At 69.1% G+C, this 12,798-nt stretch carries 12 protein-coding genes; 7 read left to right on the top strand and 5 right to left on the bottom strand.

Features of this window, described 5'->3' with window-relative positions; all coding sequences use genetic code 11:
* Positions 1-14 precede the first annotated feature (14 nt).
* A complete protein-coding gene (locus AB6A65_RS15210; RefSeq protein ID WP_371039249.1) occupies positions 15-341 on the top strand; it encodes a DUF3775 domain-containing protein in 327 nt (108 codons plus the stop codon).
* A 13-nt stretch (positions 342-354) separates the two neighbouring features.
* On the opposite strand, the gene AB6A65_RS15205 is transcribed toward AB6A65_RS15210, so the two are convergent.
* The 5 genes from AB6A65_RS15205 to AB6A65_RS15185 all read right to left on the bottom strand — a co-directional run bounded on the left by AB6A65_RS15205 (position 355) and on the right by AB6A65_RS15185 (position 5,924).
* On the bottom strand, positions 355-1,500 hold the full coding sequence (locus AB6A65_RS15205; protein WP_371039297.1) for a saccharopine dehydrogenase family protein: 1,146 nt from the start codon (positions 1,498-1,500) through the stop codon (positions 355-357).
* A complete protein-coding gene (locus AB6A65_RS15200) occupies positions 1,497-2,552 on the bottom strand; it encodes a saccharopine dehydrogenase (RefSeq protein ID WP_371039248.1) in 1,056 nt (351 codons plus the stop codon). Before AB6A65_RS15200 ends, AB6A65_RS15205 begins: the two co-directional genes overlap by 4 nt.
* 10 nt (positions 2,553-2,562) lie before the next feature.
* Positions 2,563-3,216: a histidine phosphatase family protein gene (locus AB6A65_RS15195; RefSeq protein WP_371039247.1), complete on the bottom strand. Its 654-nt coding sequence runs from the start codon at positions 3,214-3,216 to the stop codon at positions 2,563-2,565.
* Between the two features lie 93 nt (positions 3,217-3,309).
* Complete coding sequence (locus AB6A65_RS15190; protein ID WP_371039245.1) at positions 3,310-4,011, bottom strand: response regulator; 702 nt, start codon at positions 4,009-4,011, stop codon at positions 3,310-3,312.
* On the bottom strand, positions 4,008-5,924 hold the full coding sequence (locus AB6A65_RS15185) for a PAS-domain containing protein (protein WP_371039244.1): 1,917 nt from the start codon (positions 5,922-5,924) through the stop codon (positions 4,008-4,010). Before AB6A65_RS15185 ends, AB6A65_RS15190 begins: the two co-directional genes overlap by 4 nt.
* Positions 5,925-6,128: 204 nt before the next feature.
* On the opposite strand from AB6A65_RS15185, the gene AB6A65_RS15180 reads away from it, so the two are divergent.
* The 6 genes from AB6A65_RS15180 to AB6A65_RS15155 all read left to right on the top strand — a co-directional run bounded on the left by AB6A65_RS15180 (position 6,129) and on the right by AB6A65_RS15155 (position 12,767).
* On the top strand, positions 6,129-8,105 hold the full coding sequence (locus AB6A65_RS15180; protein ID WP_371039243.1) for an AMP-binding protein: 1,977 nt from the start codon (positions 6,129-6,131) through the stop codon (positions 8,103-8,105).
* A 125-nt stretch (positions 8,106-8,230) separates the two neighbouring features.
* Complete coding sequence (locus tag AB6A65_RS15175; protein WP_371039296.1) at positions 8,231-8,989, top strand: ABC transporter ATP-binding protein; 759 nt, start codon at positions 8,231-8,233, stop codon at positions 8,987-8,989.
* Between the two features lie 95 nt (positions 8,990-9,084).
* Positions 9,085-10,071: a branched-chain amino acid ABC transporter permease gene (locus AB6A65_RS15170; protein WP_371039242.1), complete on the top strand. Its 987-nt coding sequence runs from the start codon at positions 9,085-9,087 to the stop codon at positions 10,069-10,071.
* Positions 10,072-10,075: 4 nt separating this feature from the next.
* Entirely contained in the window at positions 10,076-10,351 is a 276-nt protein-coding gene (locus tag AB6A65_RS15165; protein ID WP_371039241.1) for a hypothetical protein, read from the top strand.
* Positions 10,338-11,414: a branched-chain amino acid ABC transporter permease gene (locus tag AB6A65_RS15160; RefSeq protein WP_371039240.1), complete on the top strand. Its 1,077-nt coding sequence runs from the start codon at positions 10,338-10,340 to the stop codon at positions 11,412-11,414. Before AB6A65_RS15165 ends, AB6A65_RS15160 begins: the two co-directional genes overlap by 14 nt.
* Positions 11,415-11,480: 66 nt before the next feature.
* Positions 11,481-12,767, top strand: a complete 1,287-nt coding sequence (locus tag AB6A65_RS15155; protein ID WP_371039239.1) for an ABC transporter substrate-binding protein — start codon at positions 11,481-11,483, stop codon at positions 12,765-12,767.
* Positions 12,768-12,798 lie beyond the last annotated feature (31 nt).

Below are 12,798 nucleotides of genomic sequence, written 5' to 3'. Positions count from 1 at the left end.
GAGGGAGAGAAAGGATGCTGAGCATTTCGTCGCGCAAGGTCGCGCAGGTCGTGCTGATGGACCGCGAGCTCGGGCGGGCCGAGGCCGAGCTGCGCGCCTTCATCGACAACCTGCCCGAGGACGAGAAATACGAACTCGTGGCGGTGATGTGGATCGGCCGGGGCGCCTTCGACGCCGAGGAGCTCGGGGAAGCGGTCCGCACCGCCGAGGCGGAGGCGTCGACGCCCACCGCCGACTACCTCATCGGCACGCCGCATCTGTCCGATCACCTCGAGGCGGGCATGGAGGCGCTGGGCCTGCCGCTCGCCGACGACGAGGACGATCTTCTCGGGCACAGCTAGGCGCGGCGCGCCCTCAGCGAAGGAAGTCCACCACCTCGAGGTGCTGGGCCAGCCGGTCGATCTCCTCCAGCCAGCGCGCGACGAGGCGCGGATCCGAAGGCGCGGCGGAAACGCCCGCCGGTATCTCGCGCGCGAGAACGGACTCGACCGCCTGCGCGACGGTCCGGCTGACCAGACGGCCCATGGCGGTGCCGCGCGCGTCGCCCCAGGCATCCATCACGTAGGTCTTGTGCCAGACGGGCGCGCCCGCCTTTTCGGCCAGCAGCGAGACGCAGAGCACGACCCTGTCGGCCTCGCCCTCGTCATAGGCATTCTCGGCCCAGAGCCGTTCGGAGAGATCGCGGAGGATCGTCTCGCCCTCCTCGCCCTCGGGCAGCGTTTCGATCGTGCGGAAGATGTCGGCCCAGGCGTCCGACCAGCCCTCGAGCCGGAGCGTGCCGCGCACGAATTCCTTCACCTTCCAGCGCGGCTCGAAGCCGTATTCCTCCATGAAGGGCAGCGAGTCGCGGTTGGGATAGACCTCGAAGCTCTCGGGGCGCGGCAACGGCGCGTCGTAGCGGCGGATCGCGTCCCAGGGCCGGGTCACGCGAAGCTCGCTGAAGTCGCGGATCGAGCGCGAGGGCGAGCGGAGCGCCTTCAGCACCCCGAGGGGCGACCAGCTGAACTTGTAGCGGAAGGCGTTGGCCTGCTTCGGGATGCCGCCGCAATAGGACAGGAAGGAGAGCGTGTTCTCCGGCTCGAAGGCCGGCGAGGCGCGGTACTCGGCCACGAGGTGATGCGCCATCAGGTGGTCGATGCCGGGGTCGAGCCCGACCTCGTTCACGAGCGCCACGCCCGCCGCCCGCGCCTTGCTGTCGAGCGTGCGCATCTCCGGTGAGATGTAGGAGGAGGAGACGAAGCCCGCCCCGGCCGCGATCGCGCGCTCGGCCAGCGGCACGTGCCAGTCGCCCGGCAGCATGGACACCACCACATCGCCCGGTTCCAGCGCCGCCGCGAGCGCGTCGATGTCGAAGGCCGAGATCCGGTCGGTCAGGTCGCCCACCGCGGCCTGCGCCTTTTCCGCCGTGCGGTTCCAGACATGGACGTCGTGGCCCGCCTCGATCAGCCGCCTGAGCCCGGGCACCGCCGAAAGCCCCGTTCCGCACCAGTGGATCGTCAGGCCTGTACCTCCCTCACATGCCTGTCGAATTCCGCCCGCGCCCGGCCCCAGACGCCGCTCTCCAGCTTGTCGAGCGCCCGGAGCGAGGGCAAGAGCTGCGCCGCGAAGTCCTCCGAGGACTCCCGCGGCAGGAGCGAGGGCAGGTTGTCGATGGCCATGACGTCGAGCGGCGGCGCGTCGTGCACGCGCACCACCGGCGCGGCCCAGTTCGTGGCCGCGTCGTAAAGCGGGATCGGGTTGTAGTCGCTGTCGGGATCGCAGGCGATATCGCCGATCACCCGCAGTTCGCGCCCCGTATCGCGCGCGTCGGGCCCCACGAAGACGGGCGTGCCCGGCCGCGCGAGGATGCAGTTGAAGAAGAGCGTGTGCCCGAGGATCTCGGGGAAGGGGCCGCCATGGGCCGTTTCCTCCATGTCCCAGCGCGTGGGCGCGATGCCCATCGCCTCGCAGAGGTCGGCCGCGCCCGGGCCGACGCGCCCCTTCGCGCCGATCACGATGGCCGAGGGCGCGTCGAGGCCCGCCCTGTCCTGCCCCAGCTCGTCCAGAAGCGCGGCCGTGTCGTCGCGGGGCGCAACCGGCGGGCAGAGACCGCCACGGGCCTGCGCGGCCCAGGCCTTCAGGCTGACCGCCGCGCCGGCGTAGCCCGCCCAGTACCCGAAGGCCGCCACCCGGCGCCCCGCCTCGTCCACGAGATATTCGAGGTCGTAGAGCGCCCCGCCCCCCGCCGCGAAGCGCGCGAGCAGCCGTTGCCCCGCGTGCTGTCCCTTGAAGGCGTGGCCGAACATGATGTGGCGGTGCACGAGCGGCGTGCCGTCCTCCGGCAGCTCCTTCAGGCCGAAGATCAGCGCGTCGCGCGGCGCCTCCCGCCAGCTTCCGGCCTCGGCCAGCCCGCAGCCGGAGGCGGCGTAGTCGGCGGCCGGGATCACGCGGGTCGCGCTGTCCTCCACCGTCACCCGGATGCCCCGCCGAAGAAGATCGGCCGCGCCGGCGGGCGTGATGCCGACCCGTCGCTCGTTCGGCCGCGCCTCGGCCCTGACCCAGAGATGCGCCATGCTGCCTCCGTCAGTAATGGGTGCGCGCGTGGGCGCGGTCGGGCCGGTCGAGATGCGGCACGGCGTTGAAGCCGGAAAGGATCGTGCCGTGGTCGGTCACGAGGATCCGGTGGACCGAACTGTTGAGGATCGGCATCAGGATCCGCGCGAAGCTCTTCGGGTCGAGGCCGAGAAGGCTGCGCACGATCATGCCGATCACCCCGCCCGAGGTCACGCAGAGCACCCGGCGGCCGGGCTGCGCGGCCTCGTGCAGGATGTCGGTGACGCGAAGCTCGAACTCGCTGAAGGTCTCGTTGCCCATGATCTCTGCGTCGTGCCAGGCCTGCATGACCTCGGTGATGTGGGCGGCGAACTCCTCGTCGCTGCGCGGCATCGGCGTGCCGCGGTGCTGCCGCAGCGCGTCGCCGAGGTTGAAATAGTCCATCTCGTTGAGGCGCGGATCCGCCTCGGGGGCGGGGCCGAGCTCTCCCATGGCCGTGTGGGTCTCGCGGTGGCGGCGCAGCGTGCCGGTGAGCACCGCGTCGAAGGTCTCGCCGGTTTCGCGCATGTGGTTGCCGAGCCATTGGCTCTGCTGGTGGCCGAGCGGCGACAACCGGTCGTAGGACGCCTCGTCCGCCGCTGCCGAATTCGCCTGGCCATGCCGAATCAGGATGATCTCGCCCATGAAGGTCCCGCCTTGTTCCGGCGACAGCGCCTAGCCGATTTCGCGGGGCTTGCCAAACCGTTGGGCGAAAGCGCCGCGCGGCCTCGCATGGGCTCAGCCCCACTGCACCTCGCCGAGGAAGATGTAGCCCGCGCCGTAGACCGTCTTGATCAGGCGCGGGTTGCGCGGATCCTCGCGCAGCTTGGTGCGCAGCCGCGAGATGCGGACATCCATCGCGCGGTCGAAGCTTTCGCCGGCCGCGCCGCCGAGCGCCTCCTGCATGTGCCCGCGCGAAATGAGCCGGCGCGGGCTTTCGAGGAAAAGCCGCAGCACCTCGCCCTCGGCATGGCTGAAGGGGGTTTCCGTCCCGGCGTCGTCCTCGAGCGTGTACCGGTCGAAATGCGCGGTCCAGCCCTCGAAGCGCGCCGTCTCCGATGCGGCGGGCGCGGGCGCGCGCTTGCGCAGCCGCGCGCGGATCCGGGCGACCACCTCGGTCGGGTCGAAAGGCTTTATGATGTAGTCGTCGGCGCCGAGTTCCAGCCCGGTGACCCGGTCCTGCACCTGCGCGCGGCCCGAGATGATGATGACCGCCGCCCCGCTTTGCAGCGCGAGCCGGTGCACGAGCGTCAGCCCGTCGCGGTCGGGCAGGCCGAGATCCACGAGGCAGACATCCGGCACGGACTGGCGCAGCGCGGCCTCGAATTCGGTGGCCCGGGCGAAGCTCATGGTGCGGAACCCCGCCTCCTCCAGCGCGGTGGCGAGCATGGCGCGGATCGCCGGCTCGTCGTCGAGGATGGTGACGAGCGGCGCGCTCATGCCGCGGCCTGGGGGCCGAGCGCGGCGGCGAGCGTCTCCACCCCGAAGGGCTTGGCCAGCACCGGCGCGAGCGACAGCGCCTCGCGGTGGCGGGGATCCTCGGGCGGCAGCGAGGTCATCAGCCAGATCGGCGGGCCGTCGGGGCCGAGCGCGCGGGCGAGGTCGAGGCCCGTCTCGGCACCGGCGAGCGAGATGTCGGAAAGCACCGCGCCGATTTCCGGCAGGCCGTCGAGAAGCGCGCGCGCCTCCGCCACGGAGGCCGCTTCCGCGACCGCGTGGCCAAGTCCCGTCAGCATGGCGCGGAGCGACGCGCGCAGATCGGCGCTGTCCTCCACCAGCAGCACGAGCCGGCCATCGCCCAGCGTCGGCGCGGGCCGAAGCGGAAGCCGCAGCGCCACCCGCGCCCCGGAGAGGGTGTTGCCGAGCGTCACGCGCCCGCCGGCGAGCTTCGCCATGTCGTAGACCATCGCGAGGCCGAGGCCGGACCCCTCGCCGCCCTTGGTGGTATAGAACGGCTCCAGCGCGCGGGCGAGCGCCGCATCGGAAAAGCCCGGGCCCGTGTCGCTGACGCTGAATTCGGCCCAGGTGGCCTGCACCTCCTCCAGGACGACCGAGATGCGCCCGGCGCCGCCGCAGGCGTCGCGCGCATTCAGGATGAGGTTGAGGAGCGCGTCCTGGACGAGCCCGGCGTCGAGCAGGATCCGCCGCCCCTCGAGCCCGTTCACCACCGAGAGCGCGACGCCGTCGGGCAGCGCGGCGCGCGCCAGCGTCGCGAGATCGCCGAGGAAGGCGGACGTGTCGCACGGCCGTGGGCGCCAGTCCCGCGCGCCGGTCAGATCGGCCAGCCGGTCGAGCAGCGTGCCGCCCCTGTGCGCCGCGGAAAGCGTCGCCTCCACCAGCGCGCGCGCGTCCGTGTCGAGCGACCGCCGCGCGAGCTGGGCCTGGCTGCCGAGAATGATGGTGAGCAGGTTCGCGAAATCATGCGCGAGCCCCGAGGTGAGCCGCGCCGCCATCTCCCGGCGCCTCGTCTGCTGGAGCGTGGCGCGCGCCTGGGTCTCCTCGGTCACGTCCATCGAAAGGATGTAGACGCCCGCGATCCCGTCCGCGCGCCGGTCCGGCGTGAAGGCCGCGCGGATGCGGCGCTGGCTGATCTCGTCGGTGAACTCGAAGACGCTTTCGCGCCCCTCGAAGGCGGCGTCGAGGCGCGGGCGGATCCGGGCATGGGCCTGAAGCCCCAGAACCTCGGCGATGGGCCGGCCCACGATGTCGCGCGGGCGGCCCGGCATGACCGAGGACAGCCGCCGGTTCGAGTAGGTGTAGCGCCGCTCGCCGTCCACATGGGCGATGTGCGCCGGCATCATCTCGGCGGTGAGGCGCGTGCGCGCCTCCATCTCGGTGAGCTGGCGCGTCGCCTCCTCGAGCGCGGCGTTCGTGGCGGCGAGTTGCCGGTTCGTGGCGGCGAGTTCCTCGGAATGGGCGATCAGCCGGTCCGACAGCTCGGCCGAGCGCGCGCGCAGAAGCGCCTCGTGCTGCTTGGCCGGCGTTATGTCCGTGTAGACGGTGACCCAGCCGCCCTGGGGCAGCGGCGCGCCCTCGACGCTGATGGTGCGCCCGTTGGCGCGGGTACGCTCCATGTAATGCGGCTCGAAGGCGCGGGCGATGTCGACGCGGTCGCGCACCGCCTGCTCCACGTCCTCGACGGGTCCGTATTCGCCGCGCGTCACGAGGTGGCGGATCGTGTCCTCGAAGCGCGCCCCCGGCTCCACCAGCCATCGCGGCAGGTCGAACATCTCCTGGAACCGGCGGTTGCAGGCCGCAAGGCGCAGATCGCTGTCGTAGATCGACAGCGCCTGCTGGATCAGGTTGAGCCCCGCCATCGTCAGGGCCTCGGTGCCGCGCGCGTGCTCGGCCATCGGCGTCCTCTCCTCCCGGATGGAATGGCTAGCACCGGACGCATCGGGCGCAAAGGGCCTCCGCAGCGGGCCTGTTACAATTTGCAAGGATTTCGACATTTTCCCGAAAAGGTTGACGCCGACCCTTTCCCACGGGTCAGATATGATCTCGTCGCTTGGGAGGGCGGCGCCCCGGAGACGACCCCGGGACTGGGAGGAGACATCTTGGCGACGACACCAGCGGGCGCGGCGGATCTTCGGTCGATCCCGGCGCTACTAGAGCGGAATGTGCGCGCGTTCGGCGATGCCCCGGCCTACCGGGAGAAGGAATTCGGCATCTGGCAGGGCTGGAGCTGGGCCGAGGCCGCGCGCGAGATCGACGCGTTCGCCCTCGGGCTTCTCAACCTTGGCGTGGCGGAGGGGGATTCCGTCGCCGTCATCGGGCGCAACAGGCCCTATCTCTACTGGGCGATGGTGGCGGCGCAGTCGGTGGGCGCGGTGCCCGTGCCGCTTTACCAGGACGCCGTCGCCGAGGAGATGGCCTATGTGATGGGGCATTGCGGCGCGCGCTTCGCCGTCGTCGCCGACCAGGAGCAGGTCGACAAGCTCATCGAGGTGCAGGAGCGCCTGCACCAGCTCGAGCACATCATCTACATCGATCCGCGCGGGCTTCGGAAATACGAACATTCGCGGCTGCACCAGTTCAGCCACGTTCAGGACCAGGGCCGCGCCGCGGAAGAGGAGTTCGCGCCGGAGCTGGAGCGGCGGCGCGCGCGGCTGACCTACGACGACATCTGCGTGATGCTCTATACCTCGGGCACCACGGGAAAGCCCAAGGGCGTCGTGCTTTCGAACCGCAACATCATCGAGACGGCGAAGGCCTCCGCCGAGTTCGTCGCCCTGACACGGCAGGAGGAGGTGCTGGCCTACCTGCCGATCGCCTGGGTGGGCGACTTCATCTTCTCGATCGGGCAGGCCTCCTGGGCGGGGTTCTGCGTGAACTGCCCCGAGAGCCCCGACACGATGATGACCGACCTCCGCGAGATCGGCCCGACCTACTATTTCGCCCCGCCGCGCATCTTCGAGACGCAGCTGACCACCGTGATGATCCGGATGGAGGACGCGGGGAAGATCAAGAAGCGGATCTTCGACGCCTTCATGGCGCACGCCCGCCGGGTGGGGCCGGCGATCCTCGACGGCAAGCCCGTGGGCGGCTGGGACCGGTTCCGCTACTGGCTCGGCAACATCCTCGTCTACGGGCCGCTCAAGAACGTGCTGGGCCTGTCGCGCATCCGCGTGGGCTACACCGCCGGAGAGGCGATCGGGCCGGAGATCTTCGACTTCTACCGCTCCCTCGGGATCAACCTGAAGCAGCTCTACGGCCAGACGGAAGCGTCGGTCTTCATCACCCAGCAGCCCGATGGCGAGGTACGCTCGGACACCGTCGGCGTGCCCTCCCCGGGCGTGGAAGTCGAGGTGCGCGAGAACGGCGAGGTCTATTACCGCAGCCCCGGTGTCTTCGTCGAATACTACAAGAACCCCGAATCCACCGCCGAAACGAAGGATCCGGACGGCTGGGTGGCCACGGGCGACGCGGGCTTCTTCGAGCCCGATACCGGGCACCTGCGCATCATCGACCGCGCGAAGGACGTGGCCAAGATGGCGGACGGGAGCCTCTTCGCGCCGAAATACGTCGAGAACAAGCTCAAGTTCTACCCCAACATCCTGGAGGCGGTGGTGTTCGGGGCGGGCCGCGACCGCTGCTGCGCCTTCGTCAACATCGACCTCAGCGCCGTCGGCAACTGGGCGGAGCGCAACAACATCGCCTACGCCTCCTACCAGGAGCTGGCGGGCCACCCGCGTGTGCTGGAGATGATCCAGAACCACGTCGAGGAGACCAACCGCTCCATCGCCGAGGACGAGATGCTGTCGGCCTGCCAGGTTCACCGCTTCCTCGTGCTGCACAAGGAACTCGACGCCGACGACGGGGAGCTGCCGCGCACCCGCAAGGTGCGCCGCAAGATCATCGGCGAGAAGTTCGACGACCTCGTGACCGCGCTCTATGCCGGCTCGGAGAGCGTCTACACCGAGACGGAAGTCACCTACGAGGACGGCCGCAAGGGCAAGATCAAGGCGACGCTGGAGATCCGCGACTCGGAGGTCGGGCCGGTGCGCGCGCCACGGCAGGAGGCCGCGGAATGAGCGCCGAGCCCGTCGTCAGCCGAGACGAGCTTGCCGAAACGGTGCATGAACGCACCCATGCGGGCGGCGCGCACCGCGACGCGGGCCATGTCACCGCCGATGGCCGCACGATCGGCGGCGTGGTGATGGAGATGAAGAACATCACCCTGCGTTTCGGCGGCGGCACCGCGATCAGGGACATCTCCTTCGACATCCGCGAGGGCGAGATCCGCGCGATCATCGGGCCGAACGGCGCGGGAAAGTCCTCGATGCTGAACGTCATCTCGGGCTTCTACGTGCCGCAGGAGGGCGAGGTCTGGTTCCGCGGCGAGAAGCGCCCGTGGATGCGGCCCTACCAGGTCGCGCGGCAGGGCATCGCGCGCACCTTCCAGAACATCGCGCTCTTCGAGGGGATGAGCGTCCTCGACAACGTGATGACCGGGCGGCTGACGCAGATGCGCACGGGGATCTTCGCGCAGGCGCTCTGGAAGGGCGCGGCCGAGCGCGAGGAGGTGGCAAACCGCGAGAACGCGGAACGGATCATCGACTTTCTCGAGATCCAGCACATCCGCAAGACGCCCGTCGGACGTTTGCCCTACGGGCTGAAGAAGCGGGTGGAACTGGCCCGCGCGCTCGCTGCCGAGCCGGCGCTGCTGCTGCTCGACGAACCGATGGCGGGCATGAACGTCGAGGAGAAGGAGGACATGAGCCGCTTCATCCTGGACGTGAACGACGAGTTCGGCACCACCATCGCCCTGATCGAGCATGACATGGGCGTGGTCATGGACCTCTCGGACCGTGTGGTGGTGATGGATTACGGCAAGAAGATCGGCGACGGGACGCCCGACGAGGTGCGCAACAACCAGGAGGTGATCGATGCCTATCTGGGGGTGGCCCATGACTGAGCGACGGACGGACGGCGCTCGGCTTCGCCATCGCCCCGCCCGCCGTCCCGCGGGCGTGGCGCGCGGTGCGTCGGGAACGGCAAGGGAGGCGAGCGATGCCTGAACAGTTCTTCTGGGGCATCGAGGTCGTGCTGAACGGCCTGATGGCCGGCGTGCTCTACGCGCTCGTCGCGCTGGGCTTCGTGTTGATCTTCAAGGCGAGCGGGATATTCAACTACAGCCAGGGGGTGCTGGCGCTCTTCGCGGCGCTGACGCTGGTCGGCATCATGGACGGGCAGGTGCCCTTCTCGCATCTCATCAACGCCGTCTTCGGAACCGAGATCCACCATTTCGGCTGGCACCTTCCGGCGCTGGCCGCGATCCTGCTGACCGCGCTCGTCATGGTGGGGCTGGCCTGGGCGGTGCAGCAGCTCATCTTCCGCCACCTCGTGGGGCAGGAACCGATCATCCTGTTCATGGCGACGATCGGCCTGGCCTATTTCCTCGAGGGGCTGGGCGACGTCATGTGGGGCGCGGACATCAAGAACCTCGACGTCGGGCTGCCGCAGGGCATCAACACCACGATCGACGAGATGACCTACACCTGGTTCGGCTACGGGTTCTTCATCGACAATCTCGACATCGCGGCCACGCTGATCGCCGCGGCGCTGGTCACGCTGCTGATCCTTTTCGCGCAATACACCAAGCAAGGCCGTGCCATGCGCGCGGTGGCCGACGATCACCAGGCCGCGCTTTCGGTCGGCATCTCGCTCAACTTCATCTGGGTCATGGTCTGGTCGCTGGCGGGCATCGTCGCGCTTGTGGCCGGCATCATGTGGGGCACGAAGATGGGCGTGCAGTTCTCGCTCTCGCTCATCGCGCTGAAGGCGCTACCGGTGCTGATGCTGGGCGGCTTCACCTCGATCCCCGGCGCGATCGCCGGCGGCCTCATCATCGGCGTGGGCGAGAAGCTTTTCGAGTTCCTCATCGGCCCCATGGTCGGAGGCGCAACCGAGAACTGGTTCGCCTATGTGCTCGCGCTCGTCTTCCTCGTCTTCCGGCCGCAGGGCCTGTTCGGCGAGAAGATCATCGAGAGGGTCTGAGCCCGTGGGCAAGCTGATCGCCATCGCCAATGTCGTCGCCTGGTCGGGCTTCTGGGCCTTCGGCTACCTCGCCCTCGCCGCCGCGGGGGAGCTGTCGGGCGGGCAGATCGCCGTCGCGGCGCTGCTGGCCTTCGCCGGGCTTGCGACGGGCGTGACCTGCTGGCTCTGGCTCGCGCGGGCGGCGGAGGCCACGGGCTACGCGAAACCCTCGAAGCAGCTGACGCCGCAGGCGCGCGCCAGGGCACAGGAACAGGGAGAGGTTCGAGATGCTCTATCGTGAGGCGGGCGACTTCAAGACGAGCTACGTCGCCGACAGTCAGACCTTCCCGATCCGGTTCGATCGCTGGCGCTACTACGCGGTGCTGGCCGTGGCGTTCCTCGTCGTGCCGTTCGTCGTCAACGACTACTGGGCCAACGCCGTCCTGCTGCCGTTCCTGATCTACGCCATCGCGGCGATCGGGCTGAACATCCTGACGGGCTATTGCGGGCAGGTGAGCCTCGGCACCGGGGGCTTCATGGCGGTGGGGGCCTACGGCTGCTACAAGCTGATGACGGCCTTTCCCGACGTGTCGATCGTCCTTCACATCGTCCTCGCCGGGGGGATCACCGCGGCGGTGGGGGTGCTGTTCGGGCTGCCCTCGCTCAGGATCAAGGGCTTCTATCTGGCCGTCGCCACGCTCGCCGCGCAGTTCTTCCTCGTCTGGCTCTTCAACAAGGTGCCGTGGTTCTACAACTACTCCGCCTCCGGGCAGATCACCGCGCCGGAGCGCACGGTCTTCGGCGTGGCCGTCACGGGACCCGAGGCCCCGGCCTGGGCGGCCTATCTTCTGTGCCTCGTCTTCGTCACCGTGCTGGCGATCGTCGCGCGGAACCTGACCCGCGGCACGCAGGGCCGCAAATGGATGGCGATCCGCGACATGGACATCGCCGCCGAGATCATCGGGGTGAGCCCGCTCGCCGCCAAGCTGTCGGCCTTCGCCGTCTCGTCCTTCTTCATCGGCATCGCGGGCGCGCTCTTCTTCGCCGTCTACCTGGGCGCGGTCGAGGTGGGCGAGGCGTTCGGCATCCAGAAGTCGTTCCTGGTGCTCTTCATGATCATCATCGGCGGGCTCGGCTCGATCTTCGGAAGCTTCGCGGGCGCGGCCTTCCTGGTGCTGTTGCCGGTCTTCCTGAAGAACGTGCTGGTGGGCATGCTCGGCTGGCCGTCGGACCTTGCCGCGCATCTGGAACTCATCATCGTGGGCGGGCTCATCGTGCTCTTTCTGGTGGCCGAGCCGCATGGCCTCGCCCAGCTCTGGCGCCTCGCGAAGGAAAAGCTGAGGCTCTGGCCCTTCCCCTATTGAGGGGGCGGGCACGGCGGAAGAGGAGCCGCCGTCACTGAACGAAGATCGAAAGGGAGGAGAACCCCAATGAGAAAGACACTGACTGCCCTGGCGCTTGCCGCCAGCATGGCCGCCGGGCCGGCGCTCGCCGACCTGGTGTTCCCGGACCTGAGCTATCGCACCGGCCCCTACGCCGCGGGCGGCATACCGTTCTCGGACGGCTACCGCGACTACTTCACCCTGGTGAACGAGCGCGACGGCGGCATCGGCGGCGTGCCCGCCCGCGTGATCGAGTGCGAGACGGGCTACAACACGGAGAAGGGGGTCGAGTGCTACGAGGCCACGAAGGGCGAGGGCGCGCTGATCTACCAGCCGCTCTCGACCGGGATCACCTACCAGCTGATCCCCAAGGTCTCGGCCGACGGCATCCCGCTTCACACCATGGGCTACGGCCGCACCTCGGCGAAGAACGGCGAGGTGTTCGAGTGGGTGTTCAACTACCCCGCGAACTACTGGGACGCGGCCTCGGTGGCAATCAAGTACCTGCTGGACGAGAACGGCGGCGATCTTTCGGACAGCAAGATCACCCTGCTCTACCACAACTCCGCCTACGGCAAGGAGCCGATCCGCACGCTCGAAAGCCTGGCCGAGAAGCACGGCTACGAGCTCACGACCATCGCGGTGGACCACCCCGGCCAGGAACAGAAGAGCCAGTGGCTTCAGATCCGGCGCGAGCGGCCCGACTACGTCATCATGTGGGGCTGGGGCGTGATGAACCAGGTCGCGATCCAGGAGGCCGCCAACATCCGCTTCCCGATGGAGAACTTCATCGGCAACTGGTGGGCGGGCGCCGAGCATGACGTGACGCCCGCGGGCGCCGCCGCCGACGGCTACAAGTCGCTCAACATGAACCGGATCGCGGACTACCCGGTCTTCGCCGACATCCGCACCCACGTGATCGACAAGGGCCTCGCGGCCGGCGACGGATCCAACGTGGGCAAGGTGCTCTATACCCGCGGCATGTATGCGGCCATGCTCGCCGTCGAGGCGGCCAAGACCGCGCAGGAGATCCACGGCACCGACCAGATCGACGCGGCGATGATGCGCGACGGCATGGAAGCGCTGGAGATGACGGCCGCGAAGATGGAGGCGCTGGGCGCGCCCGGGATCGGGCCCGAGTTCGGCGTGACCTGTTCGAACCACGGCGGCTCGGGCGGCGGCATCGTCCAGCAATGGGACGCCTCGGCCGGAGAGTGGACGGCGCTGACCGACTACATCGCGCCCGACGACCAGATCCTGCAGCCCTTGATCGAGGAGGACTCCATGGCCTTCGCCGCGGAGAACGACATCGATCTGCGCTGCAACGAGAGCTGAACCGGCCGCCCCGGCCGCCCGCCTGCAAGGG

Origin of the sequence: Rhodosalinus sp. FB01, assembly GCF_041365715.1 — a bacterium.
Taxonomy (GTDB): domain Bacteria; phylum Pseudomonadota; class Alphaproteobacteria; order Rhodobacterales; family Rhodobacteraceae; genus Rhodosalinus.
This window is presented reverse-complemented; position numbering and strand designations above follow the sequence as displayed.